This window comes from Actinorectispora metalli, from assembly GCF_056323685.1.
The window spans coordinates 2,805,263-2,829,165 of the sequence record NZ_JBREYE010000001.1 but is presented as its reverse complement, the minus strand read 5'-3'; the positions used below and the strand labels follow the sequence as shown (position 1 = coordinate 2,829,165).

Genomic DNA, 23,903 nt, shown 5'->3' with positions numbered 1-23,903 from the left:
TACCGGTCACTTCCCTTTCGCGCTGGTCTTGCGAGTCTTCGCGACAGGCTTGGCAACCTCGCGGGACTCGACCTCGACGGTGATGTGGCTGGTCCGCTTGCGGATCCGGTACGCACGCCCCTGGGCGCGCGGACGGAACCGCTTCAGCGTCGGCCCCTCGTCCACATAGGCCACGGACACCCACAGGGTCTCCGGGTCAAGGTCGAGGTTGTTCTCGGCGTTGGCTACGGCACTGGCAAGCACCTTCGACACCGGACCGCTAGCGGCCTGCGGTGCGAACTGGAGCACTGCCAGGGCTTCCTGGGCCTTGCGGCCCTTGATGAGCTCGACCACGCGGCGCGCCTTCATCGGCGTCACGCGGACGTAGCGAGCCCGAGCCACAGCGCGCGGGTTCTCCTCCGCGGCTGCAACCTCTTCACGGGCGGTCATCTGCTACCCCTTGGTTTCCTAGTTCTCCGCGCTCGCTTAGCGGCGACGCGACTTGCGGTCATCCTTGATGTGACCCTTGAAGGTCCGGGTCGGGGCGAATTCGCCCAGCTTGTGCCCGACCATGGCCTCGGTGACGAACACCGGGACGTGCTTGCGACCGTCGTGCACCGCGATGGTGTGGCCCAGCATGTCGGGGATGATCGTTGACCGGCGAGACCAGGTCTTGATCACCGTCTTCTTGCCCGACTCGTTGAGCACGTCCACCTTCTTGAGCAGGTGGCCGTCCACGAACGGGCCCTTCTTCAGGCTGCGTGGCATATTTTTCTACCTCCCTGCTCAGCGCTTCTTGCCGGTGCGGCGACGGCGGACGATCAGGCTGTCACTCGCCTTGCGGCGGCGGGTGCGGCCTTCCGGCTTGCCGTTGGGGTTGACCGGGTGGCGACCACCCGAGGTCTTGCCCTCGCCACCACCGTGCGGGTGGTCGACCGGGTTCATGGCGACACCGCGGACGGTCGGGCGCTTGCCCTTCCACCGCATGCGGCCCGCCTTGCCCCAGTTGATGTTGGCGTGCTCCGAGTTGCCGACCTCGCCGACCGTGGCGCGGCATCGCACGTCCACGTTGCGGATCTCGCCCGAGGGCATCCGCAGCTGGGCGTACGGGCCGTCCTTGGCCACCAGCTGCACGCTGGCACCGGCGGAACGCGCGATCTTGGCGCCGCCACCGGGCCGCAGCTCGATGGCGTGGATCACGGTGCCGACCGGGATGTTGCGCAGCGGCAGGTTGTTGCCCGGCTTGATGTCGGCGCGAGGGCCGTTCTCGATCCGGTCGCCCTGCGACAGCTTGTTCGGCGCGATGATGTAGCGCTTCTCGCCGTCGGCGTAGTGCAGCAGCGCGATGCGTGCGGTGCGGTTGGGGTCGTACTCGATGTGAGCGACCTTGGCAGGCACGCCGTCCTTGTCGTTGCGACGGAAGTCGATCAGACGGTAGGCGCGCTTGTGGCCACCACCCTTGTGCCGGGTGGTGATCCTGCCGTGTGCGTTCCGACCGCCACTACCGTGCAGCGGGCGCAGCAGCGACTTCTCCGGCTCCGACCTGGTGATCTCAGCGAAGTCGGACACGCTCGATCCACGACGCCCTGGCGTCGTCGGCTTGTACTTGCGAATGCCCATCTCTTACGCAGTCCTCTTCATCAGGCGGCCGGGCCGCCGAAGATCTCGATCGGCTTGCTCTCCGGAGACAGCGTGACGATCGCGCGCTTGGTGTCCTTGCGCTTGCCGAAGCCGAACTTGGTCCGCTTGCGCTTGCCCTGGCGGTTGATCGTGTTGACGCTGACGACCTTGACGCCGAAAACCTTCTCCACCGCGATCTTGATCTCGGTCTTGTTGGCGTCCGTGCGCACCAGGAAGGTGTACTTGCTCTCCTCGAGCAGCCCGTAGCTCTTCTCGGAGATCACCGGCGCGAGGAGAATGTCACGCGGGTCGGGAATCATTTCGCGTCCTCCTCATTCTTGGCCTTGCGCTGCGACGGCGGCAGCTGGAAGCCGGCAGCCTCCGCGGCCTCGCCGCTGACGAACCAGACCTCGGCGGTGGTGCGGTTGTAGAACGACGTCCCCGGCAGGTGGTACAGCTTGGAGGTGGCGTTGCCCTTGACGGGGAAGCCCTCCGGCTGCGACCCGTCCTCCAGCGGGGCGTGGCTGCCCGCGCCGAACGGCTCGTCACCCGCGGCCTGCTCCGCCTTCGGCTCGGCCTTGGCGGCTGCCTTCTTGGCGGGCTTGGCCGGGGCGGCCTCGGACTCGGTCGCCGCCGCCTTCACCGAACGGCCCTTGGCGGGACCGGCGACGAACGCATCGAACGCTGCCTTGGTGAACACCACGTCGTCGTTGACCAGCACGTCGTAGGTGTTGAGCTGGTCGGCGACGAGCACGTGCACGTTCGGCAGGTTGCGAACGGAGAGCCAGCTGCTCTCCTCATCGCGACCGAGCACAACGAGCACCCGCTTCGCGCCGGAAACCGACTCCAGCACCTTCTTGGCGGTCTTGGTGGACGGCGTGCCGCCGTCGCCCAAGCCGGTCACCACGTGCACCTGTCCGGCGCGGGCCCGGTCGGAGAGGGCGCCACGCAGAGCGGCGGCCTTCATCTTCTTGGGAGTCCGCTGGGAGTAGTCGCGCGGCTGCGGGCCGTGGACGACGCCACCGCCGGTGAACTGCGGAGCACGGGTCGAACCCTGGCGGGCACGGCCGGTGCCCTTCTGGCGGTACGGCTTCTTGCCACCACCCGAGACCTCGCCGCGGGTCTTGGTCGAGTGCGTGCCCTGGCGGGCGGCGGCCAGCTGGCTGACCACGACCTGGTGCATCAACGGGATGTTCGCCTGAGCGTCGAAGATCTCCGCGGGCAGCTCGACCTTGCCGTCGGTCTTGCCGTCCGGAGTGCGGACGTCAACGGTGGTCATCACGCATCACCCTTCGCAGCGGTCTTCACCAGCACCAGCCCGCCCCTGGGGCCGGGGATGGCGCCCTTGATCAGCAGCAGGCCGGACTCGGCGTCCACCTTGTGCACGGTCAGGCTCTGCACGGTCACCCGCTCGTTGCCCATCCGGCCCGCCATCCGCAGGCCCTTGAACACCCGGCCCGGGGTGGCACAGCCGCCGATGGAGCCGGGCGAGCGGTGCTTGCGCTGGGTACCGTGGCTGGCTCCGAGGCCGCCGAACCCGTGGCGCTTCATGACACCCGCGGTGCCCTTGCCCTTACTGGTGCCGGTGACGTCGACGACGGCGCCGTCGGCGAACACCTCGACGGTCAGCTCCTGGCCGACCTCGTACTCACCGGCGTCGGTGGTGCGCAGCTCGACAACGTGCTTGCGCGGCGTCACGCCTGCCTTGGTGAAGTGGCCGGTCTCGGGCTTGTTGACCTTACGAGGGTCAACACCGCCGAACGCCAGCTGGACGGCGGTGTAGCCGTCCTTCTCCTGAGTGCGGACCTGGGTCACCACGCACGGCCCGGCCTTGACGACGGTCACCGGAACAATCCGGTTGGATTCGTCGAAGACCTGGGTCATACCGAGCTTGGTGCCCAGAATCCCCTTCATCTGCCTGTCAGACATTGGTCAGTCTTCTCTTCCGCCGCGCTACTGGATGTTCACGTCGACACTGGCCGGCAGGTCGATGCGCATAAGGGCATCCACCGTCTTCGGCGTCGGGTCGAGGATGTCGATCAGACGCTTGTGCGTGCGCATCTCGAAGTGCTCGCGCGAGTCCTTGTACTTGTGCGGCGAGCGAATCACGCAGTAGACGTTCTTCTCGGTGGGCAGCGGCACTGGCCCGACGACCCGAGCGCCGGTGCGCGTCACGGTCTCAACGATCTTGCGCGCGGACGCGTCGATCGCCTCGTGGTCGTAGGCCTTGAGCCGGATGCGGATCTTTTGTCCCGCCATGGTGGCTTGCCGTTCCTCTTGTCTCGGTGCCGCTCGGCATTACTACGCAAGCGGTGCATGTTCCCGCGGTCGCGCTCGTCAGCTAGTGAGCCGGCGCTGGCGCCCCTGTTCAGGTGTCACGGTGCCCGGTCCACGCGGTCGGGCGTGTCGCCCATCCGGCACAGACCGGTCCCACTGACATCGTCGGTGGGAAGGAGTCTCTCGACCCCGTCTCACGCGTGGGCGGCCGTCTGAAACAAGCTCAGTCGGCCGCCCCGCGGAGCAACCCATACAGGATGCCATATGGAGCATGGGCATCCCAAATCGGGGGTCACTGCCGAGGCAGCGACCCCCGACGGTACTACTTGGTGATCTTGGCGACGCGGCCCGCGCCGACCGTCCGGCCACCCTCGCGGATGGCGAACCGCAGACCCTCGTCCATGGCGATGGGCTGGATCAGCTGGACCGACATCTTGGTGTTGTCGCCCGGCATGACCATCTCGGTGCCCTCGGGAAGGGTCACAACACCGGTCACGTCCGTGGTACGGAAGTAGAACTGCGGCCGGTAGTTGTTGAAGAACGGCGTGTGACGGCCACCCTCGTCCTTGGACAGGATGTAGACCTGCGCCTCGAACTCGGTGTGCGGGGTGGTGGTGCCCGGCTTCACGATGACCATGCCGCGCTCGACGTCCTCGCGCTTGATGCCACGCAGCAGCAGGCCGACGTTGTCACCGGCCATACCCTGGTCGAGCAGCTTGCGGAACATCTCGACGCCGGTGACGGTGGTCTTGAACGACTTCTCGCGGATGCCGACGATCTCGACCTCCTCGTTGACGTTCACGACGCCGCGCTCGATACGACCGGTGACGACGGTGCCACGACCGGTGATCGTGAACACGTCCTCAACCGGCATCAGGAACGGCTTGTCGGTCTCGCGCTCGGGCTCGGGGATGTTCTCATCCACCGCGTCCATGAGCTCGATGAGCTTCGCGCCCCACTCGGCGTCGCCCTCCAGCGCCTTCAGCGCGGAGACGCGGATCACCGGCAGGTCGTCGCCCGGGAACTCGTACTCGCTGAGCAGCTCACGCACCTCGAGCTCGACGAGCTCCAGGATCTCCTCGTCGTCCACCATGTCGGACTTGTTGAGGGCGACCACGATGTAGGGCACACCGACCTGGCGGGCCAGCAGCACGTGCTCCTTGGTCTGCGGCATCGGACCATCGGTCGCGGCGACCACGAGGATCGCGCCGTCCATCTGGGCGGCACCGGTGATCATGTTCTTGATGTAGTCCGCGTGACCGGGGCAGTCGACGTGCGCGTAGTGGCGCTTCTCGGTCTGGTACTCGATGTGGGCGATCGAGATGGTGATACCGCGCTGCTTCTCCTCCGGCGCCTTGTCGATCTCGTCGAACGGCGTGAAGGGGTTCAGGTCGGGGTACTTGTCGTGCAGGACCTTGGAGATCGCAGCGGTCAGCGTCGTCTTACCGTGGTCGATGTGACCGATGGTGCCGATGTTGACGTGCGGCTTGGTCCGCTCGAACTTGGCCTTAGCCACTGAACTGTCCTCCTGGACTTGATTCTTTTCCGCTGGGAATCTGGCTAGATTTTGCCCAGTCCGTCCCAACGGGACTTCATCAGGGCCGGATTTGCGGGGCGGGCGGTGTCACCCGCCCCGCAAGCTCACCAAAGCGTGGGACTTACTCTCCCGTTGCCTTGGCGATAATTTCCTTCGCCACGTTCGCGGGAACCTCGGCGTAAGAATTGAACACCATCGAGTAGTTGGCCCGACCCTGGGTCTTCGACCGCAGATCGCCCACATACCCGAACATCTCTGACAGCGGCACCAGCGCCTTGACGACGCGGGTCCCGGCACGCTCCTCCATGGCCTGGATCTGGCCGCGGCGGGAGTTCAGGTCGCCGATGACCTCACCCATGTAGTCCTCGGGCGTGGTCACCTCGACGGCCATCATCGGCTCGAGCAGCACGGGGCTCGCCTTGCGGGCGGCCTCCTTCAGCGCGATCGAGCCCGCGATCTTGAACGCCATTTCCGAGGAGTCGACCTCGTGGTAGGCGCCATCGGTCAGGGTGACCTTCAGGCCGACCAGCGGGAAGCCCGCCAGCACGCCGTACTGCATGGCGTCCTGGGCACCGGCGTCCACCGACGGGATGTACTCGCGCGGAACGCGGCCACCGGTGACCTTGTTCTCGAACTCGTACGTCGCGTTGTCCGAGGACGTCTCGAGCGGCTCGAGGTCGATGATGATCTTGGCGAACTGACCCGAGCCACCGGTCTGCTTCTTGTGCGTGTAGGAGTACTTCTCCACCTTCTTGCGGATGGTCTCCCGGTACGCCACCTGCGGCTTGCCGATGTTGGCCTCGACCTTGAACTCGCGGCGCATGCGGTCCACCAGGATGTCCAGGTGGAGCTCGCCCATGCCTGCGATGATGGTCTGACCGGTCTCCTCGTCGAGGTTCACCCGGAAGGTCGGGTCCTCCTCGGCGAGTTTCTGGATCGCGGTGCCCAGCTTCTCCTGGTCGGCCTTCGTCTTGGGCTCGATGGCGACCTGGATGACCGGGTCCGGGAAGGTCATGGACTCGAGCACGATCGGGTGCTGCGGGTCGCACAGGGTCTCACCGGTGGTGGTGTCCTTCAGACCGATCACGGCGTAGATGTGACCGGCGATGGCCTCCTCGACCGGGTTCTCCTTGTTGGCGTGCATCTGGAAGATCTTCCCGATGCGCTCCTTGCGGTCCTTGGTCGAGTTGATGACCTGGCTGCCCGCGGCGACCCGGCCCGAGTAGACCCGGACGTAGGTGAGCTTGCCGAAGAACGGGTGGGTGGCGATCTTGAACGCCAGCGCGGCGAACGGCTCTTCCTTGCTGGGGGCGCGACGCACCACGGTCTCGCCGTCCTGCAAGGTGCCCTCGACGGGCGGCAGGTCCATCGGCGCGGGCAGGTAGTCGATGACCGCGTCGAGCATGGGCTGCACGCCCTTGTTCTTGAACGCGGAACCACACAGCACCGGGTAGGCGGAGCGGTTGGTCACGATCCTGCGGATACCGAGCTTGATCTGCTCGACCGTGAGCTCCTCGCCACCGAGGTAGGACTCCATCAGCGCGTCGTCGGTCTCGGCGACAGCCTCGAGCAACTGCTCGCGGTACTCGGCTGCCCTCTCGGCGAGGTCGGCCGGGATCTCCTCGACCGTGTAGTCCTCACCCTTCTTGACCTCGCCGCGCCAGGTCAGCGCCCGCATCTCCACCAGGTCGACGACACCGATGAACTCGCTCTCGCTGCCGATGGGCAGCTGGATGGGCAGCGGCTTGGCACCGAGGCGCTCCGAGATGGTGCGCACGGTGAAGTAGAAGTCCGCGCCCAGCTTGTCCATCTTGTTGACGAAGCAGATCCGCGGCACGTCGTACTTGGTGGCCTGCCGCCAGACCTGCTCGGACTGCGGCTCGACACCTTCCTTGCCGTCGAAGACGGCGACGGCACCGTCCAGCACGCGCAGGTTGCGCTCCACCTCGACGGTGAAGTCGACGTGGCCGGGCGTGTCGATGATGTTGATCTGGTGGTTCTTCCAGAAACAGGTGGTGGCCGCGGAGGTGATGGTGATACCCCGCTCCTGCTCCTGCTCCATCCAGTCCATGACCGCGGCGCCGTCGTGCACCTCGCCGATCTTGTAGCTGATCCCGGTGTAGAACAGGATCCGCTCGGTCGTGGTGGTCTTGCCCGCGTCGATGTGCGCCATGATCCCGATGTTGCGGACCTTGGTCAGGTCGGTCAGCACGTCGAGTGCCACGGTGTCTTCCCCGTTCTCCGTAAAGCTCTTGGTCGCGACGGTGTCAGCTCAGCCGAGCCGCACCGCCGCCCCGCTTCACCAGCGGTAGTGTGCGAAGGCCTTGTTCGACTCGGCCATCTTGTGGGTGTCCTCGCGGCGCTTCACGCTGGCCCCGAGGCCGTTGCTCGCATCGAGCAGCTCGTTCATCAGGCGCTCGATCATGGTCTTCTCCCGGCGAGCCTGGGAGAAGCTGACGAGCCAGCGCAGCGCCAAGGTGGTCGCCCGACCGGGCTTGACCTCGATCGGCACCTGGTAGGTCGCACCACCGACGCGGCGGCTCTTGACCTCCAGGGTCGGCTTGATGTTGTCCAGCGCGCGCTTCAGCGTGACCACGGGGTCGGTGCTGGTCTTCTCGCGGCAACCCTCCAGGGCGCCGTAGACGATGCGCTGCGCGATGGAGCGCTTGCCGTCCTTGAGCACCTTGTTGATCAGCTGGGTGACCAGCGGAGAGGTGTACACCGGGTCGGAGATCAGCGGCCGCTTCGGGGCCGGGCCCTTACGTGGCATCTCAGCTCTTCTCCCTCTTCGCGCCGTACTGGCTGCGAGCCTGCTTGCGGTTCTTCACGCCCTGGGTGTCCAGAGCACCACGGATGATCTTGTAGCGGACACCCGGCAGGTCGCGCACCCGGCCGCCACGAACCAGCACGATGGAGTGCTCCTGCAGGTTGTGGCCCTCGCCCGGGATGTAGGCGGTGACTTCGATGCCGCTGGTCAGCCGGACACGCGCGACCTTGCGGAGCGCGGAGTTCGGCTTACGGGGTGTGGTGGTGTACACACGCGTGCACACTCCTCGCCGCTGGGGGCTTCCCTTCAGCGCCAAAGTCTTCTGCTTAGAGACCTTGTCCTGGCGGCCCTTGCGGACCAGCTGCTGGATCGTAGGCATGGACCGTCTTTCTTCGCGTCTACTTCTGAGGCGCTCGGTGAAGCACCCATCAGCTCTCTGGACTTGAGTTGTCTGTCATGGGGGCCTCCGTACCCCGAGGTCGGGCGTGTCGCCCTTCCCAGGCCGCGGGGAGGCGTCAACAAACCCCAACGGGATGGAGGAACTCCGCCGTGGTCCCGCGGCAGCGGCTGTTGCCCGACTGCCTGCCATTGAAGGCAGCAGTCCTTGCGCACAGCGCTAGCCCGCAGGCAAGCGAAGCCACCCGACACAAGTCGGGTCCGGTAGTCAAAGGTACCTGGTCCATCCAGGTGAGGTCAAAACGGCCCCCGGCGAGTCCGCCGAGGGCCGTCTGACCTGGTGCTTTACTGGTCGGATACCTGCTGTTCGCGCCAGCGCCGCTGCCCCTCCTCGGGGAGGGTGTAGATCGGGTCGAAGTACGGGTACTGCCTGGTCAGCGCCTCGGCGTCGTCGGCCTCGATGCTGGTCCGGTAGTTCTTCGTCCAGTACGAGACGCCGTTGACGCGGTCGTAGGAGGCGATCTGGTGCATCCAGCGCTTCCCGACGTAGGGCACGTCACAGATGATCCGCGGCGTGGCGTAGCCGGGCAGGTAGCCCATGATCGCGTGCTGGAGGGCCTGGGCCTCCCAGGCGGCGACCCGCCAGTGCTCGGAGTTGGGGATCATGTCGCACATGTAGAAGTAGTACGGGAGGATGTTCGCCTCGCCCTGGAGCGCGAAGCACAGGTCGAGCAGGTCCTCCGCGGTGGCGTTCACCCCGCGCATGAGCACGCCCTGGTTGCGCACGTCCCGCACGCCGACGTCCAGCACGGCCCGCGCCGCCGCCGCGACCAGCGGTGTGACCGACTGCACGTGGTTGACGTGGGTGTGGATCGCCAGGTTCACCCCGCGCCGCCCCGCCGTGCGGGCCACTCGCTCCAAGCCCTCCACGACCTTGGGCTGGAGCCAGTGCTGCGGCAGGCCCGCCAGCGCCTTGGTCGCCAGCCGGATGTCGCGCACGGTCTCGATGTCGAGCAGGCGCATCAGGAACGCCTCCAGTTGGTGCCACGGCACGTTGGCCACGTCACCGCCGGAGACCACCACATCGCGCACACCCGGCGTGCGCTTGAGGTAGTCCAGCATCTGCTCCTGCCGGTCCACCGGCTTGAGCTCCAGCTTGTGCTTGACGATCTGCGGCGTGGAGTTGCCGACCAGGTCCATGCGCGTGCAGTGGCCGCAGTACTGCGGGCAGGTGGACAGCAACTCGGCGAGCACCTTGGTCGGATAGCGGTGGGTGAGGCCCTCCACCACCCACATCTCGGCCTCGTGCAGCGAATCGCGCTCGGCGTGCGGGTGGCTGGGCCACTCCGGGTGCCGGTCCGAGTGGACGGGCAGCATGTAGCGGCGGATCGGGTCGGCGTAGAAGGCGGCGGTGAACGACTCGGGCTCGGTGGGCGCCTCGGTGCCGGGCAGCCCGGCTTGGTGCACGGCCATCGTGTTGAGCATCTGCGGCGGCAGCAGCATCGACATGGTGGCCAGCTGCTGCTGGTCGGCGTGCAGGTCCTCGTAGAACCGCTCCAGGAGCAGGTCGCCGACCACGTTGCGCAGCTGTTTGATGTTGCGGACGCAGTTCACCCGCTGCCACTGGGAGTCGTGCCACTGCTCCCTGGTGACCGAGCGCCAGCCGGGAAAGCGACGCCAATCCGGTTCCACGAGCTCCCGGCGCTCGTACTCGTAGGGCTGTCCGTGGTCACCGGCGACGAGGCCGGGAACTTCCTCGGTGAGCGGGACGGTGGTGTGAGTGACGCTCATCCTGACCCCCAGGATTCGTCGGTTTAGCGCCCTAAACCTGTTGTGTGACGGCGTGATGATCAGGTTTAGGGCGCTAAACCTGGGAGGTGGCCTGGTCGGCGAGCCACTCCATGATCAGTTCGCTGAGCTTGAGCGGGGAGTTGCCGCGCTCCAGGAGCTCGCGGATCTTGAAGCGCACGGTGAAGCGCTTCTCGCAGCGGCGGGAGAGGGTGATCAGGTCGAGTGAGTCCATGTCCAGGTCGTAGAAGTCGGCCTCGGCGTCGATCTCCTCGACGGCGAGTTCCTTCTGCTTGGCGATCAGTTCGATGACACCCGCCAGCACCGCCTCCGGACTCGGCTGCTCGTGCCGCGCCTGCGAGACCGTCTGGACCGCCGTGCCGCCTTCCGACATCAGTGACCTCCTACTAGTTGTGACTGCGCGGTTGCCTGCCAGGAACGCCACAGCTGGGCGTAGCGGCCGGACTTGGCGAGAAGTTCGTCGTGGCTGCCCGCCTCCACGATCACGCCCGCGTCGATCAGGACGATGCGGTCGGCGTTGCGAGCCGCGTCCAGGCGGTGGGTGATCGCGATGACGGTGCGGTCGGCCAGCAGCCCGGCCAGTGATCGTTCGATGCGGCCCGCCGCGGCCGGGTCGAGCAGCGCGGTGGCCTCGTCCAGCACGAGGATGCGCGGATCGGCCAGCACGATGCGCGCCAGCGCGATCTGCTGGGCGACGGCGGGCGGCACGTCGGCCTCGCCGGTGTCGATCTCGGTGTCCAGGCCGTCCTCGAGCGAGTCGACCCACTCGTCGGCGCCGACCACCGCGAGCGCGTGCCGGAGTTCGGCGTCGGTCCAGTCGCGGCCCGGCTCCGGCGGGTCGGCGAGGGTGAGGTTGTCGCGGACGGTGCCGACGAACAGGTGCTGTTCCTGGGTGACCATGGCGACCTCGCGCCGCAGCCGCTCCAGCGGCAGGGCGCTCACGTCGGCGCCGCCGACCCGCACCGCGCCCTCGGTGGGCCGGTGGACGCCCGCCAGCAGTTTGCCCAGCGTGGTCTTGCCCGCGCCGGAGGTGCCGACGACGGCCAGCGTCTGGCCGGGTGGCACCTCGAGGTCGATGCCCCGCAACACCTCGCGGCCGCCGTCGTAGGCGAACCGCACGCCCTCGAAGCGCACGGTGCTGCCCTGCGGTTCGGCGGCGTCCTCGACCTGGTCGAGCGGCACCTTGCCGACGCCGAGGATGCGGCGCAGCGCGGCGTTGCCCATCTGAAGCTCGTCCAGCCACATGATCAGCTCGGACACCGGCTCGGACAGCCGCTCCACGTAGAGCACCATCGCGGTGAGCGCGCCGAGGGCCACCCAGCCGTGCTGGTAGGCCCAGCCGCCGACGAGCAGCATCGCGGCCATCGGCAGGAAGGTGGCCAGGTCCAAGGCGGGGAAGAACCGGGTCTGGAGTTTCACGGTGTAGCGCTGGGTGCCGATGGCGCGAGCCAGGGCGCGGTCGTTGTGCTCGACCCGCCTGCGGGCCAGCCGCAGCGACTCCACCGAGACACCGCCGCGGACCGTTTCGTGCATGCTGGCCTGCACATCGGCCCAGTCGACCAGAAGCTGTTCGTAGGCCTGGGTGGCGCGGCGGCGGTACCAGAGCGCGGCGGGCACCAGGATCGGCACCGCGATCAGCATGACCAGCGTCAGCAGGGGTGAGGTCAGCAGCATGGCGCCGAGGGTGAGCAGCAGCGAGACCACGGCCATCACGATGTGCGGCAGCGCGTAGCGGATGCTCTCGTCCAGCTTCTCCACATCGGAGGTGGCGCGGGAGAGCAGGTCGCCGGAGGCCGTCTTCTCCACGGTGCCCAGCGGCAGCGAGACCACCCGGTTGACGAAGTCCTCGCGGGTGCGGGCCAGCACCTTCTCGCCGAGCAGGGTGGCGAGCACGCGCGCCGTGCGCACCAGCAGGGCGTGGGCCAGCAGCGCGCCGACGAAGGCCAGCGCGATGAGGTCGACGCGGGTGGTCGTGGTGCCGCGTTGCACGGATTCGACGAGGTCGCCCAGCAGCCAGGGGCCGAGCAGGCTCGCGGCGAGTGCGAGCCCGAAGGCGCCCAGGGTGAGGACGAGGGAGCGGGCGTTGGTCCGGGTGAAGTCGCGGACCCAGCGACGCAGGTCCGCGGGCTCGGCCAGCGGCAGCCGGGTGATCATCGGGCGGCCTCCAGGTCCAGGCTCCGCACCTCGTCGGCAACGTCTATCCACAGTGGACTTTGGGTGAGCACCACGGTGGTGCGGCCCGCGCGCAGCGCGGCGACCCGCTGGGCGATGAGCGCCTCGGTTGGAGTGTCGACCGCGGAGGTCGGGTCCTCCAGGACCAGCACCTCGGGGTCGGCGTAGAGCGCCCTGGCCAGGATCACGCGTTGCCGCTGCCCACCGGAGAGCGACTTGGCTTCCTCGGGCAGCACCTCGGCGAGCCCGTCGGGCAGCGTTTCCACGATGTCCTCGACGTGTGCGGCCCGCAGCACCTGCGCCAGGTCGGGACCGTCCACACCGGAGCGGACCGCGGTGAGCTCCTCGGCAAGCGGTCCGGAGAACACCACGTCGGAGTGGCCGGATAGCAGGACCCGCCTGCGCACCTCGGCCGGTGCGGCCTGCCGCAGCGGGACGCCGCTCGCGGTGACCTCCCGGCCGTCGGCGGGATCGGCGTGGCGGGCCAGCCGGGCGGCGAGGCGCCGGATCGGCTCGGCGGGGCCGCTGATCACGGTGAGCGCGCCTGCCCGCACGGTGGTGTCGGTCTCCTCGTCGCGCAGGGTCAGCGTCGGCGGCAGCGGGGTCGGCTCGGCGGCCGAGGTAAGCACCGGTTCGATGCGCAGCACCTTGCAGACCCGGCCCGCGGCGACGTGGGCGAGGCTGAAGGTGTTCGCGGTGTCGGTGACGTTCTCCACGGCCATCATCAGGAACACCGACCCCGCGTAGAAGGTCACCAGTTCGCCCGCGCTGATGGTGCCCGCGAGCACCAGCCGCGCGCCGAACCAGGTGACCGCGGCGACCACCAGTCCGGGCAGGAACAGGCCCGCCGCGGTGAGCAGCGCCTCGCTGCGGCCCGCGGCCTCGCCCGCCCGGCGGACGCGTTGGCTGACCTCGGCGAAGCGTTCGGTGAACCGGCGCTCGCCGCCGATGCCGCGCAGGATGCGCAGGCCCGCGACGATGTCGGCGGCGTGCGAGGTGGCCTCGTCGACCTGGTCGCGCTGCTCCTCGTTGCGTTCGCGCAGCGGTTTGAGCAGCGGCCCGATCGCGAGCACCGCGAGCGGCACGCCGATGGCGACGATGAGTCCGAGCAGCGGGGTGGTCAGGGTCAGCGCGACCGCGACGACCAGGAACGCCAGGATCGATCCGATGGTGCGGCCGATCGCCTCAAAGGCGTTGCTGACCGTCTCCACGTCCGAGGTGCCGACGGCCAGGATGTCTCCGGAGCGGGTGCCGTGGGTGGTGGCACCGCCCAGTTCGGCGACCCGGCGCATGACGGCCTGCTGGGTGGCCTCGGCGGTGGTGAGCGCGCTGATCGCGGCCGCCCAGTTCAGCGCGGCACCGCCCGCGGCCTGGAGCAATGCCAGTCCGACGGCCAGCGCGACCCAGCCGAGCAACGCGTCACCGGCGCCGATGATGTTGTCGATGGCCTCGCCGATGACGAAGGGCAGCGTCGCGCCGGGCGCCATCCACAGCGCGCCGAGCACGGCGCTGAGCGCGATCGGACCGGGCCGGTTCCGCAGCAGCGACCACAGGAACCGGACCGGGCCGTTCGGATCAAGCGAATCGAGCTTGGTCACGCCTCACCACTTGCCGTCGAAGTACCGATCGCGGGTGCCGTGCCGGTCGACCTTCGTGGTGCTCGTATAGACGAGTTCGGGCACCACGAAGATCCGCGACGGCACCATGTAGGCGGGGCAGTTGGCCTTGAGGTGCTTGGTGAGCTGCTCCACCAGGGCCGCCTCGTCCACCGACGCGCCGCGCGGGACCACGAAGGCCAGCAGCGTGTTGTGGTCGGCCTTCTTGGCCTCGGCGACGACCACGGTCTGCACGTCGGGGTGCACGCCGACCCAGTACTCGACCTCGCCGGGCTCCACGCGGTGGCCGCGGATGGTGACCATGTGGTCGATGCGGCTGCGGAAGATCAGCGAGCCGTGCTCGTCGGCGATCTCCACGTGGTCGCGGCTCTTGTAGTAGCGCCGCGGTCCGCTGCCCAGGTCCAGGGTCGGGAAGCGGTCGGCGGTGAGGTCGGGCGAGCGGTAGTACTCCAGCGCCAGGTTGGGTCCGGCCAGGTACAACTCGCCGACCGCGCCGACCTCGGTGACCTCGGTGCCGTTCTCGGCGATGACCTTCTGGTGCACGTGCGGCAGCGGGCCGCCGATGGGCACCTTGCCGCCGGTGACCGGGTCTCGGTAGTCCTTGGTCGCCTCCGGGCCCGCCAGCTGCACGGCGTGGGTGACCAGGCCGGTCTCGGTGGCGCCGTAGGTGTTGACCAGCCGGACGTTCTCGGTGCCTGCAAGCTGGTGCCAGCGGTCGAGCATGTCCAGCCGGACCGATTCGCCGCCCACGATGACGGTGCGGATGCTCGGCGGGAACGGCTCCTCCTCTTCCAGCAGGAAGCCGACGAAGTCGTTCCAGTACGTGGTGACCAGGTTCAGCACCGTGATGCCGCGGTCGGCGGCGCTGCGGTCGAGCGAGATCTCCGCGTCGTCGTCGATGACCAGCGCGCCGCCGGTGGTCAGCGTCGGCAGGATCTCCTCGAGGCTGGAGTCCCAGACCAGCGGGACGAAGTGCAGCACGCGGGAGTCCGGGCCGATGGCGTAGATCCGCTGGAGTTCGGGCACCACCGCGTTGAGCGCGCTGTGCGGGGTGAGCACGCCCTTGGGGGTGCCGGTACTGCCGGAGGTGAAGAGCAGGTAGGCCGGGGTGTCCGGACCGACGGTGGCGGCGTCCTGCTCGCCCGCGCCGGGGTCGTTGTCCCAGTTCGGCCGGATGATCCGCACGTTGTCGATGGCGGGGTCGTTGGCCGCGGTGGAGATCACCTCGGTGCAGCCCGCACCGTCCACCTTGACCTGACGGCGGGGCGCGGGGTCGCCGAGGTCGATCGGCAGGTAGTAGCGGCCCGCCGCGAGCACGCCGAGTGCGGCGGCCACGCTGTAGGCGGAGAAGCCCTCGATGATGCCGACCGGTCCGGCGTCCTCGCGGTCGGTCGCCACCTCGGCGGCGACGGAGCGGACCCAGCCCGCCAGCGTCGCGTAGCTGGTCTCGACACCGTTCTCGGTGATCGCCAGCCGGTCGGGGTCGGCTCTGGCGACCTCGAAGAAGGCGTTGACGACGTTCCCGCCGGTGAAGTTCTGGCCCCCAGCAAATCCCATCTCGGCTTATCTCCACTCTCTGGCGCACACCCGGGGGTCGTAGGCCCGGGCTTACCGTTCGTCATTCGCGACGATTAATACCTGACGGTCGCCCGCATGGTGATCATGCGGGCGGGCAGAGTGAAATAGACAACAGCGACCCCCAGGTTAATCCGCCGCAACCGAATCCCCAACGAATGTGCCGAGCGAACTGGACACAGAGCACATGGGGATCTATCTCGCACATGTTGTTGGCGACTAGACGCTAGCATGGCGACGGCGTAACAGGCTAGGGTCGGATTGCGCAGCACTGATGCGAGTGAACGAGCGAAGTGTTTGCCAGTTTAGGCATAAGACCTTCCTGGGGGAGAACGTGTCTACAACCCACGGCATGGCATTTTCCGATCTCGAATCCGGCATAACTGATGGGCGGCTTGCGGCACAGTTGGAACAGATGACGCAACTCCTCCGAAGCTCGGCGAACCGGTCGGATCCACGCGATGAGGCACTGATCTGCCTGCTCGAATGCACCACGCATGCCGCAGGCGCATTCGCTCGATCGAAGGAGTTCGACGCATCGCTGAATACGGAACTTCAGCAGGCTTTGTCCGCCGCCCGGGCGGCTGTGACCTGCATCTCTTATGCAATAACCTCACCGGTTGAAAGCTAAACGGTGAACAGCTCGGCGACTCGGGCGGCGGAATGGTCGTTCCGCCGCCCGGCCGACAGCAGCCAAAGCCAATACTCCACGGCCCGCACCAGCGACCAAGCCGCCGCGCGTTGGGTGTCCAACTCGGCGACCTCCACCAGCCGCTCGAAGCGATAACGCAGGTCGGAACCGGGTTCGACGCGGTTCCACAGCAGCGGGCAGACCGCGAACTCGGCATCGCCGACCACTACCTTGGGGTCGATCACCAGCCACGGCTCCCGGTCCCCGCGCAGCACGTTGTCGTAGTGCAGATCCTGGTTGACCAGCAGGTTTCCCAACGTCGGCACCAGTTCCCGGCAGGTCCCCAGTGCGGCGTCCACCAACCTGCGGGGAATCGGCCCGCCCACCTGCGCCCAGAGCCGCTCGATGTCCTCCAGCCACTGCCCTGCCAGGTCGCCGAGCAGCGGAAACCCCTCAGGTGCCGGTTGCGAGAGCCGGTTCAGCAACTCACCCGCGATCACCACGGCCTTGTCGATGTGCACCGCGCTGAGCGGGTGGGTCTCGTCCAGCCGCTCCAGCAGCAGGGCGCCGTGATCGGGCTCGGTCGCCAGCAGCTGAGCTGCGCCTTTGCCGTTCCAGAAGGCCAGCGCGGGGCCTTCGTGCCTGGTCTTGTCATCGATCCAGGACACCTTCAGCACGCAGGGCGCGGCACCCCGCTGAACAGGCACGACGATCGCGCAATTGCCGTACATCACCTCGCCTGCAATGGTCAGTCCCCAGCTTGTGCATAACCGGTCGACTGTCCCGGGAAGTCGGGTGAGCCATCTTTGTCCGTTTTCGCCGTACCGGACGGTGGTATCCGCGGCGAACGCGGGAGGAACGCTAATCACCATGAACCCTTTGCCGTAGAGAATCCTGCCGTTCAGGTGAGGGACCGGCGGCTAACACTACGCAGGCCAAACGGGCAGGTCGCAACCTCGCAATGCAGTCATGCATTACCGCTGCTCAATCGGCATAACTTGCCTGCGCAACCGAACAAAACGAGCAGCGCTTCCTGCCCGGCCGTCCGAATTGGGCTGGTTCTTCCGGCCCAACTCGCACTCGACACTGTGATTACCCACTCACCCGATCGCGGAGCGCTGTTGCGTTCTCTTTACCGCCCACGAGACGGTGCCCTATACTCCCCATCATTGCGTGCCTGTTATCTGAACTCTGTTTGTGAACACCGTGTCACTCTGGGGGTAGAGTGGAAGTGATGGGCGAGGTCCCATGCCGTCGCCGTCCATAACGCTATTGGACGGCCGACTCTCTGTTTATGCATAACCGGTAACGCGAGTCCGTACGCTTCGTTCACCTATTCCATACGTTTTCGACGCGGGCGTTTCACTGTGCATTGGCCTGCCATGCGTGACTGCCAAAGGATCAATAATGGCGATTCTGGGTCTCTCCGGACTTTTCAGTACCGAAGCAGAGGACTATGACCCCGCGACGTTCTTCGGCTTCTACCACGATGCCGCGGCCGCGCTGGTCGACGGCGGGCGGACGCTGGCCGCGGTCGAAGAGGAACGGCTGACCAGGGACAAGCAGACCAACCGGTTCCCGGTGCACGCGATCCGCGCCTGCCTGGATGTCGCCGACCTGCGTTCGACGGACATTTCGCACGTCGCGTACTTCTTCGAGGAGGAGTTCACCGACCTCGAGCTGGCCTTCGCCGCGGCCAAGGACCCGCTGCTGCCGGTGAAACCCTCGCGCGAGGTGATCCACGAACGCCTGGAAGAGGCGCTCGGCCTGGACCTGCGGGACCGGCCGCTGGTGTTCCGCACCCACCACGAGACGCACGCCGCCTCGGCCTTCTTCGACTCCGGCTTCGCCCAGTCGCTGGTGCTGGTCACCGACGGCAACGGCGAACGGCACGGCGTGAGCGTGTACCTCGGCGACGAGACGGGCCTGCGCCCGCTGCGCTCCTATTCGCGGCAGGACTCGCTCGGGCACTTCTACACGGCGGTCACCAAGCTGATCGGCTACCGCCAGTTCGACGAGTACAAGGTGATGGGGCTGGCCTGCTTCGGCGACCCCGCGCCGTGGCGCGACACCCTCGCCCCGCTGGCCACGCTCCTCGACAACGGCGGCTATGAACTGCCGCATATGGAAGTAGTGCCGCGGCTGTTCGAGGCGGGTCTGCGCCCGCGCCGGGCCTCCGAGCCGATCACCCAGACCCATCGCGACCTCGCCGCCTCCGCCCAGGAGCTGCTGGAGCGGGTCGCGCTGCACATCACCGAGTACTGGCTGAAGGAGACGGGCTGCCGCAACCTGTGCATCGCGGGCGGCGTCGGCCAGAACACCACCCTGAACGGCAAGCTGCTGGCTTCGCCGCTGCTGGACAACGTCTTCATCCCGTCCTCCCCGCATGACGCGGGCGCCGCACTGGGCGCCGCGATGCTGGTGGACCGCGATGTCACCGACAAGCCCCGCACCGGCCGCTACAGCGGCACCGCCTACCTGGGTGTCTCGCTCGGCGAGCCCGACGAAATCCGCAGACGGCTGGACGGGTGGGGCGACTTCGTCGACTACACCGAGCCTGCCGACCTGGAGAAGCAGGTGGCCAAGGCCCTCGCCGATGGCGCGGTGGTCGGCTGGGCGCAGGGCAGGGCCGAGTTCGGTCCGCGGGCGCTGGGCAACCGCAGCATCATCGCCGACCCGCGGCCCGCGGAGAACCGGGACCGGGTGAACCGCCTGATCAAGCAGCGCGAGGACTACCGCCCGTTCGCCCCGGTGGTCGCCGCGGCCGATGCCGAGCGGTTCTTCGACCTGCCCGAGGCGGTCAGCGCCGACTACAGCTACATGGGCTTCGTGGTGCCGGTGCGTCCCGAGCAGCGGGAGCGGTTGGGCGCGGTCACGCATGTGGACGGCACCGCCAGGGTGCAGGTGCTGCGGCCCGAGCAGAACCCGCGGTTCGCGGCGCTGTTGGAGGAGTTCAAGGCGATCACCGACGTTCCGGTGCTGCTGAACACCTCGTTCAACAACTACGCCGAGCCGATCGTGCAGAGCGTGGACGACACGGTGGCCTGTTTCCTCACCACCGGCCTGTCGCTGCTGGTGGTCGGCCCGTACCTGGTGACCGCCAAGCCGAACCTGCTGGAGCGGCTGGCGGAGGTGCGCTGCGAGTTGCTGCCGTTCTGCCACATCGTGCGCGACACGGGTCGGCTGGCCGAGCGGCAGGCGGTGGTGCGTACCGCGCAGCCCAACCGCCGCACCGAGATCAGCGAGCAGGCCGCCGAGGTGCTGCGCGGCGGCGGGGGCCGGGTGCGCGACCTGGCGCTTGACCTCGAACAGGAGGCGGAACTGGTGGCCGAGATCCGGCTGCTCTGGGACCGCAGGCTGATCCGAGTCATCCCGAGCTGACCCGACCCACCACGGCGCAGGTTCACCGACGAGAAGACATGGGGAAGATCGTGAGTGCTGGATTGCCAGCTGAATTGCCACAGCCGACTGCCGACCGCGAGCGGGCCAAGAAGGACCTCGCCGAGTTCGGTTACTGCGTGATCGCCGACGCGCTGACCGGCGAGCAGGTGACCGCGCTGAAGAAGCGGGTCGAAGAGGTCGCGGCGTTGGAGACCGAGCAGGGCACCCGGTGGTTCTCCAACGGGAACCAAAAGGTGTTCATGCTGCTCAACAAGGGCCCGGAGTTCATGGAGCTGGCCGAGAACCCGGTCGGCATGGAGTTCGTGCACGAGTTGCTCGGCCCGGACCCGCTGCTGGCCAGCATCGTCGCCAACATCACCCACCCCGGCAACGTCCAGCAGAAGCTGCACGCGGACCAGCAGTACGTCAAGGAGCCGTGGGCGCATTCGCACGCGCTGAACATCCTGTGGGCGCTGGACGACTTCACCGAGACCAACGGTGCCACCGTGATCTCCCCCGGCAGCCACCTGATCGGCAAGGCGCCGGTCACCGACACCGTGCCGCTGGTGCAGATCCTGGGCAAGGCGGGCTGCGCGGTCGTGCTGGACGGCCGGGTGTGGCACGGCGCCGGTGCGAACACCACCGAGTCGGAGACCCGGGCGGCGATCCTGTCGCACTACTGCGCGCCCTACATCCGCCAGCAGGAGAACGTGTTCCGCTCACTGGACCCCGAACTCCGCCGCAACCTCACCGCATCGCAGCGCAAGCTGCTCGGCTACGACATCTGGTCCGGCCTCGGCGTGGTGGACGGGCTGCCGCGGGACTGGGTGGGCCGCCCGAACCGCAGCGGCCCGACCAACACGGACGGCATCTTCGCCGACTGATCCCGACCGACACCACCACTGGGGGAAAGCCGTGCCGCGCAACTCCGTCAGCCGTCCGTCGCCGGGCCCGTTCCCGGACACGGTGAAGGGCAGGCTGTTGTACCTCACGAACCAGTCGCCGTACCCGCCGCACAGCGGGGGGCAGATTCGTGAATGGCAGTTCCTGTCCATGCTGGGCCGCGAGTACGAGATCCACTTCGTCGGCGTGACCCCGCACTTCGCCAGGGACACCGCGACCATCGACGCGCTGCTGACCTGCTGCCGCACGGTGACCTTCTTCGAGGCGGAGCCCACCACCGCCGACGAGGACCCCGCGCCGGAACGCATCCGGCAGTACCGGTGTCCTTCGCTGCGGCCCTACCTGCGGGAGTTCCTCCGCGACAAGCCGATGGACTTCATCCACGTCGAAGGCTACTTCCTGACCGACCACATCCCCGACGAGCCGCCGGTGCCGATCTTCCTGGTGGAGGAGAACATCGAGTTCCAACTCGACAAGGACCGCGAGTCGGTCACGGGCGAGGGCGGCAGCCGCTGGGAGTTGGCGCGGGACCTGGAGATCGCGGCCTGGGGCCGTTCCGCGGCCGTCGGCGGGGTGTCGGTGGATGACGTGGCGGTGATCTCGGAGATCATGCCGACGCTGCCAGCGCATTGGCTGCCCAACGGCTGCGACCACTTCAGCCCCGACGACCCCGGCGGCGAGGCCTTCGACGCGCTGCCCGCCACCGGGCAGCGGGTCGTGTTCACCGGCAGCGCGGGATGGAGCCCCAGCCGGGACGCGGCGCTGCTGCTGATGGACGAGGTGTGGCCGCGCGTGCTGGCCAGGGTCCCGGATGCGCTGCTGGTCATCGCGGGCAACGGCTTGGACGCCGAGACTCTTGGGGTCAAGCCGCCGGAGTGGGTGCACCTGTGCGGGGTGCTGCCCAGCTTCGGTCCGCTGCTGGACTCGGCCGATGTCTTCGTCTGCCCGGTGCGCTTCGGCGGCGGGGTGAAGTCGAAGATCCTGGAAAGCCTGCACGCGGGCTGCGCGGTGGTGAGCACCCAGGTCGGCATGCAGGGCCTGGCGCCCGAGGTGCGCAAGGCGGTGCTGGAAGCCGACACCGTCGAGGAGATCGCCGAGGGCATCGTCTCGCTGCTCACCGATCAGCGGAAGCGGGACTGGCTGGCGGCGGAGGCCAAGAAGGCCTCGGAGTTCCTGCCCACCTGGGTGGAGGCCGCGCAGCGGATGGACGCCGCGTGGTCGCAGGTGCGGGCGCTGGGCCTGGTCCGGTCGGAGTCGGCGCATGCGTGAGCTGATCGCCAGGGCCGCGGAGTTGGACGGCTCGGTGCTGAACAAGCCCAGCCTGCTCGGCGGGGACTGCGGCGAGGCCGAACCGCAGTGGGTGGCCCGCGCCAGAGGCGCCTATGTGTGGGACGTCGAGGACCGCCGCTATGTCGACCTGCTGCTGGGCTTCGGCTCGGTGGTGCTGGGGCACGTCGACCCCGAGGTGACCGCGGCGGTGATCGACGACCTGCGCGACGGGGTGGCGCCGACGCTGCGCAAGGTCAAGGAGTTGGAACTGGCCGACCTGCTCACGCAGGTGGTGCCGAACGCCGAGATGGCGATGCTGATGCGCACCGGTTCGGACGCGACCAGTGCCGCGGTGCGGGTGGCCCGCGCCTTCACCGGTCGGCAGACCGTGCTGCGGTGGGGCTACCAGGGCTGGCACGACTGGTGCGCGCCGCGCGGCAACGGCGTCCCGGCCGACTACCACGCGCTCACGGTGACACTGCCGTTCAACGACCCCGATGCGCTGCGCAAGGAGTTCGCCAAGCACGGCGACGACGTCGCGGCGCTGGTGGTGATGCCCGCGGACAGCGAGCCGCTGGACCGCGAGTACCTGCTGGAATGCAGGCGGCTGGCCGACCACCACGGCAGCGTGCTGGTCTTCGACGAGATCCGCACCGGCTTCCGGCTCGCGCTCGGCGGCGCCCAGGAGTACTTCGGGGTGGACGCCGACCTGGTGACGCTGAGCAAGGCGATGGCCAACGGGCACAGCATCTCCGCGCTGACCGGTCGCCGGGAGATCATGCGCACCATCGGCTCGGTGTCGATGTCCTCGGTGTTCTTCCGCGGCACCGACGGCATGGCCGCCGCGCTGGCCACCATCAAGCGGCTGCGCGGCACCGACGCGATCGACGTGCTGTGGCAGCGCGGCAGGCAGTTGCAGGCGGGCATCGCCGAGGCAGCCGCCGCGGCAGGTGTGCCCGCACGTCCCATCGGGCTGGCGCCAATGCCGTTTCACACCTTCGACCTGGACGGCGAAGCACTGGCCCGTGCCGAGCGGGTCTTCTACGACACCGTGTGGCGGCACGGCGCGCTGCTGCACGCCTCACACCACTGGTTCACCTGCGCGGCCACCACCGAAGCGGATGTGCGGCTCGCGGTGGACGCGATCCGCGCGGGCTACGACGCGGTTGCGCGGGTGATCTGAATGATCCTGGCCACCAACGACGACGGCGCCGACGCGCTGGGCCTGCGCACGGTCGCGGGGGCGCTGGCCGCGGCGGGTCGCGAGCACTTGGTGTACGCCAACGACACCGGCTGGACCTCGGCGGGAACCTGCCTCCAGGTACCCGGCGGTCCCGCCTCGCTGACGCATATCGACGGCACCGGCTGTCGGTTCCGCAACGCGCCGCCTGCGCTGATGGTCGCCGCCGCCTGCACCGGCCCCGCCGAGCGCAGGCCCGCGGGGGTGATCGTCGGGTTGAACCACGGTCCCAACGTCGGGCGGATGACGCCGCACTCCGGCACGGTCGGCGCCGCGTTGACGGCGGCCACGTTCGGGTTGTCCGCCATCGCGATCAGCAGCGACGACGTGTACTCCACCGGCGGCGAGGAGGACGGCCCACCGTTCTACGAGGCGGCCGCGGAACTGGGCGTGCTGCTGCTGGACGTGGTGATGCGGCTGGGTGGCGGCAACGTGTGGAACGTCAACGTGCCCAACCTGGAGTTCGACCGGGTGCGGGGCATCCGGGCCGCCGCCCTGGCCGACACCGCGCCGTACGTGTCCATCGCGGACGGCGGCGTGCTCGAACTGTCGGCGGAGACCACAGCCGCGGCGCCGGACAGCGATGTCGCGCTGCTCAAGGCCGGTTACGTCACGGTGACGCCGTTGGCGGGCCGGGTGCGGCCCGCGATGTTGAAGGCGGAGTTGGCCGAGGTCCAGCGCCGGGTGCAGAAGGTCATGACTGGGGAGAGCGATTCGAGATGAGCACGGGT

General features: G+C 68.1%; 23 protein-coding genes. 6 read left to right on the top strand and 17 right to left on the bottom strand.

Going from position 1 to position 23,903, the window contains the following annotated elements; translation table 11 throughout:
* Positions 1-6: 6 nt before the first annotated feature.
* From rplV to ACU6XJ_RS13210, 16 genes are all read right to left on the bottom strand, one after another.
* Positions 7-429 (bottom strand): 50S ribosomal protein L22, encoded by a 423-nt coding sequence (rplV, locus tag ACU6XJ_RS13285; RefSeq protein ID WP_476310461.1) that lies wholly within the window; start codon positions 427-429, stop codon positions 7-9.
* Between the two features lie 36 nt (positions 430-465).
* Complete coding sequence (rpsS, locus tag ACU6XJ_RS13280; RefSeq protein WP_476310459.1) at positions 466-747, bottom strand: 30S ribosomal protein S19; 282 nt, start codon at positions 745-747, stop codon at positions 466-468.
* An 18-nt stretch (positions 748-765) separates the two neighbouring features.
* The gene (rplB, locus tag ACU6XJ_RS13275) at positions 766-1,599 is read right to left on the bottom strand and encodes a 50S ribosomal protein L2 (RefSeq protein WP_476310456.1); all 834 of its coding nucleotides are present in this window, start codon (positions 1,597-1,599) and stop codon (positions 766-768) included.
* A 20-nt stretch (positions 1,600-1,619) separates the two neighbouring features.
* Positions 1,620-1,919 carry a 50S ribosomal protein L23 gene (gene rplW, locus ACU6XJ_RS13270; protein ID WP_476310453.1) on the bottom strand — a complete coding sequence of 100 codons (300 nt, stop codon included), beginning with the start codon at positions 1,917-1,919 and terminating at the stop codon, positions 1,620-1,622.
* Positions 1,916-2,881 carry a 50S ribosomal protein L4, sunset domain variant gene (gene rplD, locus ACU6XJ_RS13265; protein ID WP_476310449.1) on the bottom strand — a complete coding sequence of 322 codons (966 nt, stop codon included), beginning with the start codon at positions 2,879-2,881 and terminating at the stop codon, positions 1,916-1,918. Before rplD ends, rplW begins: the two co-directional genes overlap by 4 nt.
* Positions 2,878-3,528 carry a 50S ribosomal protein L3 gene (gene rplC / locus ACU6XJ_RS13260; protein ID WP_476310446.1) on the bottom strand — a complete coding sequence of 217 codons (651 nt, stop codon included), beginning with the start codon at positions 3,526-3,528 and terminating at the stop codon, positions 2,878-2,880. The genes rplD and rplC overlap by 4 nt, the downstream gene beginning before the upstream one ends.
* A 24-nt stretch (positions 3,529-3,552) precedes the next feature.
* A complete protein-coding gene (rpsJ, locus tag ACU6XJ_RS13255; RefSeq protein WP_003938093.1) occupies positions 3,553-3,858 on the bottom strand; it encodes a 30S ribosomal protein S10 in 306 nt (101 codons plus the stop codon).
* Between the two features lie 340 nt (positions 3,859-4,198).
* A complete protein-coding gene (gene tuf / locus ACU6XJ_RS13250; RefSeq protein WP_476310408.1) occupies positions 4,199-5,392 on the bottom strand; it encodes an elongation factor Tu in 1,194 nt (397 codons plus the stop codon).
* 142 nt (positions 5,393-5,534) lie between these two features.
* Positions 5,535-7,637: an elongation factor G gene (gene fusA / locus ACU6XJ_RS13245; RefSeq protein WP_476310405.1), complete on the bottom strand. Its 2,103-nt coding sequence runs from the start codon at positions 7,635-7,637 to the stop codon at positions 5,535-5,537.
* Positions 7,638-7,712: 75 nt separating this feature from the next.
* A complete protein-coding gene (gene rpsG, locus ACU6XJ_RS13240) occupies positions 7,713-8,183 on the bottom strand; it encodes a 30S ribosomal protein S7 (RefSeq protein WP_476310402.1) in 471 nt (156 codons plus the stop codon).
* Position 8,184: 1 nt separating this feature from the next.
* Entirely contained in the window at positions 8,185-8,559 is a 375-nt protein-coding gene (rpsL, locus tag ACU6XJ_RS13235) for a 30S ribosomal protein S12 (protein WP_476310400.1), read from the bottom strand.
* A gap of 362 nt (positions 8,560-8,921) precedes the next feature.
* The gene (locus ACU6XJ_RS13230) at positions 8,922-10,367 is read right to left on the bottom strand and encodes a KamA family radical SAM protein (protein WP_476310397.1); all 1,446 of its coding nucleotides are present in this window, start codon (positions 10,365-10,367) and stop codon (positions 8,922-8,924) included.
* A gap of 73 nt (positions 10,368-10,440) precedes the next feature.
* A complete protein-coding gene (locus tag ACU6XJ_RS13225) occupies positions 10,441-10,758 on the bottom strand; it encodes an acyl carrier protein (RefSeq protein WP_476310394.1) in 318 nt (105 codons plus the stop codon).
* Positions 10,758-12,539, bottom strand: a complete 1,782-nt coding sequence (locus tag ACU6XJ_RS13220) for an ABC transporter ATP-binding protein (protein WP_476310391.1) — start codon at positions 12,537-12,539, stop codon at positions 10,758-10,760. Before ACU6XJ_RS13220 ends, ACU6XJ_RS13225 begins: the two co-directional genes overlap by 1 nt.
* The gene (locus ACU6XJ_RS13215; RefSeq protein WP_476310388.1) at positions 12,536-14,155 is read right to left on the bottom strand and encodes an ABC transporter transmembrane domain-containing protein; all 1,620 of its coding nucleotides are present in this window, start codon (positions 14,153-14,155) and stop codon (positions 12,536-12,538) included. The genes ACU6XJ_RS13220 and ACU6XJ_RS13215 overlap by 4 nt, the downstream gene beginning before the upstream one ends.
* Before the next feature lie 3 nt (positions 14,156-14,158).
* Positions 14,159-15,730, bottom strand: a complete 1,572-nt coding sequence (locus tag ACU6XJ_RS13210) for an AMP-binding protein (RefSeq protein WP_476310385.1) — start codon at positions 15,728-15,730, stop codon at positions 14,159-14,161.
* A 370-nt stretch (positions 15,731-16,100) separates the two neighbouring features.
* Between ACU6XJ_RS13210 and ACU6XJ_RS13205 the strand changes: the two genes are divergently transcribed.
* On the top strand, positions 16,101-16,379 hold the full coding sequence (locus tag ACU6XJ_RS13205; RefSeq protein WP_476310382.1) for a hypothetical protein: 279 nt from the start codon (positions 16,101-16,103) through the stop codon (positions 16,377-16,379).
* Here ACU6XJ_RS13205 and ACU6XJ_RS13200 read toward each other — a convergent pair.
* Positions 16,376-17,251 carry an aminoglycoside phosphotransferase family protein gene (locus tag ACU6XJ_RS13200; RefSeq protein ID WP_476310379.1) on the bottom strand — a complete coding sequence of 292 codons (876 nt, stop codon included), beginning with the start codon at positions 17,249-17,251 and terminating at the stop codon, positions 16,376-16,378. The two genes, ACU6XJ_RS13205 and ACU6XJ_RS13200, sit on opposite strands and share 4 nt — an antisense overlap.
* Before the next feature lie 535 nt (positions 17,252-17,786).
* Between ACU6XJ_RS13200 and ACU6XJ_RS13195 the strand changes: the two genes are divergently transcribed.
* From ACU6XJ_RS13195 to surE, 5 genes are all read left to right on the top strand, one after another.
* Positions 17,787-19,760, top strand: coding sequence for a carbamoyltransferase family protein (locus ACU6XJ_RS13195; protein WP_476310376.1), 1,974 nt, complete (start codon positions 17,787-17,789; stop codon positions 19,758-19,760).
* A gap of 74 nt (positions 19,761-19,834) precedes the next feature.
* A complete protein-coding gene (locus ACU6XJ_RS13190) occupies positions 19,835-20,644 on the top strand; it encodes a phytanoyl-CoA dioxygenase family protein (RefSeq protein ID WP_476310373.1) in 810 nt (269 codons plus the stop codon).
* A 31-nt stretch (positions 20,645-20,675) separates the two neighbouring features.
* Positions 20,676-21,932, top strand: coding sequence for a glycosyltransferase (locus ACU6XJ_RS13185; protein ID WP_476310370.1), 1,257 nt, complete (start codon positions 20,676-20,678; stop codon positions 21,930-21,932).
* Complete coding sequence (locus ACU6XJ_RS13180; protein WP_476310368.1) at positions 21,925-23,115, top strand: aminotransferase class III-fold pyridoxal phosphate-dependent enzyme; 1,191 nt, start codon at positions 21,925-21,927, stop codon at positions 23,113-23,115. The genes ACU6XJ_RS13185 and ACU6XJ_RS13180 overlap by 8 nt, the downstream gene beginning before the upstream one ends.
* Positions 23,116-23,895 carry a 5'/3'-nucleotidase SurE gene (gene surE / locus ACU6XJ_RS13175; protein ID WP_476310365.1) on the top strand — a complete coding sequence of 260 codons (780 nt, stop codon included), beginning with the start codon at positions 23,116-23,118 and terminating at the stop codon, positions 23,893-23,895.
* Positions 23,896-23,903 lie beyond the last annotated feature (8 nt).

Coding starts and splice junctions, on each gene's coding strand:
- rplV (WP_476310461.1), bottom strand. CDS start 429: ATGACCGCCCGTGAAGAGGTTGCAGCCGCGGAGGAGAACCCGCGCGCT.
- rpsS (WP_476310459.1), bottom strand. CDS start 747: ATGCCACGCAGCCTGAAGAAGGGCCCGTTCGTGGACGGCCACCTGCTC.
- rplB (WP_476310456.1), bottom strand. CDS start 1,599: ATGGGCATTCGCAAGTACAAGCCGACGACGCCAGGGCGTCGTGGATCG.
- rplW (WP_476310453.1), bottom strand. CDS start 1,919: ATGATTCCCGACCCGCGTGACATTCTCCTCGCGCCGGTGATCTCCGAG.
- rplC (WP_476310446.1), bottom strand. CDS start 3,528: ATGTCTGACAGGCAGATGAAGGGGATTCTGGGCACCAAGCTCGGTATG.
- rpsJ (WP_003938093.1), bottom strand. CDS start 3,858: ATGGCGGGACAAAAGATCCGCATCCGGCTCAAGGCCTACGACCACGAG.
- rpsG (WP_476310402.1), bottom strand. CDS start 8,183: ATGCCACGTAAGGGCCCGGCCCCGAAGCGGCCGCTGATCTCCGACCCG.
- rpsL (WP_476310400.1), bottom strand. CDS start 8,559: ATGCCTACGATCCAGCAGCTGGTCCGCAAGGGCCGCCAGGACAAGGTC.
- ACU6XJ_RS13230 (WP_476310397.1), bottom strand. CDS start 10,367: ATGAGCGTCACTCACACCACCGTCCCGCTCACCGAGGAAGTTCCCGGC.
- ACU6XJ_RS13225 (WP_476310394.1), bottom strand. CDS start 10,758: ATGTCGGAAGGCGGCACGGCGGTCCAGACGGTCTCGCAGGCGCGGCAC.
- ACU6XJ_RS13220 (WP_476310391.1), bottom strand. CDS start 12,539: ATGATCACCCGGCTGCCGCTGGCCGAGCCCGCGGACCTGCGTCGCTGG.
- ACU6XJ_RS13210 (WP_476310385.1), bottom strand. CDS start 15,730: ATGGGATTTGCTGGGGGCCAGAACTTCACCGGCGGGAACGTCGTCAAC.
- ACU6XJ_RS13205 (WP_476310382.1), top strand. CDS start 16,101: ATGGCATTTTCCGATCTCGAATCCGGCATAACTGATGGGCGGCTTGCG.
- ACU6XJ_RS13200 (WP_476310379.1), bottom strand. CDS start 17,251: ATGGTGATTAGCGTTCCTCCCGCGTTCGCCGCGGATACCACCGTCCGG.
- ACU6XJ_RS13195 (WP_476310376.1), top strand. CDS start 17,787: ATGGCGATTCTGGGTCTCTCCGGACTTTTCAGTACCGAAGCAGAGGAC.
- ACU6XJ_RS13180 (WP_476310368.1), top strand. CDS start 21,925: ATGCGTGAGCTGATCGCCAGGGCCGCGGAGTTGGACGGCTCGGTGCTG.
- surE (WP_476310365.1), top strand. CDS start 23,116: ATGATCCTGGCCACCAACGACGACGGCGCCGACGCGCTGGGCCTGCGC.